1 pseudogene is annotated in these 1,028 nt (G+C 61.0%); it reads left to right on the top strand.

What is annotated here, in order from left to right:
• Positions 1-1,028, top strand: a pseudogene (locus HY26_RS01665) (IS3 family transposase); the annotation flags it as partial.

Below are 1,028 nucleotides of genomic sequence, written 5' to 3'. Positions count from 1 at the left end.
CGAAGCTGCGGGAGGTGGAGGTTCGCCTCGCTCGCGGTGAAACTGCAGCTTCGGCGGCGCGCGCCGTCGGTGTGACCGAACAGACCTATTATCGCTGGCGCAAGGAATACGGTGGCCTGCAGGTCGACCAGGCCAAGCGGATGAAAGAAATGGAGAAGGAGAACGCCCGGCTTCGGCGCGCAGTCTCTGATCTCACGCTGGACAACCAGATCCTTCAGGAAGTCGTGCGGGGAAAGTTCTGAGCCCTTCGCGTCGTCGTGCTGCAGTCGATCACGTGGTGGAAGGGCTTGGTGTCTCAGAGCGTCGGGCCTGCCGCGTGATAGGCCAGCACCGCTCGACCCAGCGCAAGCCAGGAACGCCGCGCGGCGATGAAGGCAGGCTGACCGAGGCGGTCATCCATCTGGCCGAACGGTTCGGTCGGTATGGGTATCGCAGGATCACCGCCTTGCTCCGCGCCGATGGATGGCATGTGAATGAAAAGCGGGTCTATCGCATCTGGCGACGTGAAGGGCTCAAAGTACCAATGAAACAACCGAAGCGCAGCCGCCTCTGGCTGAATGACGGCTCCTGCGTGCGGCTACGGCCAACGCACAAGGGGCATGTCTGGTCCTATGACTTCGTGCAGGACCGCACGCATGATGGAAAGGTCTTCCGCATGCTGTGCGTGATAGATGAGTTCACCCGCGAGTGCCTCGCCATCCGTGTCGAACGCAAGCTCAACTCTCGGGACGTGCTCGACACGCTGGGCGAGTTGTTCGTCCATCATGGCCCGCCAGAGCATATCCGTTCCGATAACGGCCCGGAGTTTATCGCCAATGCCTTGCGCAACTGGCTTGGCCGGATCGGTGTGAAGACGCTCTATATCGAACCGGGTTCGCCGTGGGAAAACGGCTACTGCGAGAGCTTCAACTCCAAGCTCAGGGACGAGTTGCTGGCGCGTGAAATCTTCTACGATCTCAGGGAGGCCCAGATCCTGATCGAAACCTGGCGGCGGTATTACAACACCGCGCGCCCACACTCTTCTCTGG

It is taken from the genome of Hyphomonas sp. GM-8P (assembly GCF_003263315.1).
GTDB lineage: Bacteria > Pseudomonadota > Alphaproteobacteria > Caulobacterales > Hyphomonadaceae > Hyphomonas.
Note: the sequence above shows the minus strand (reverse complement) of the source record. Positions and strands in the feature narration are given on the sequence as shown.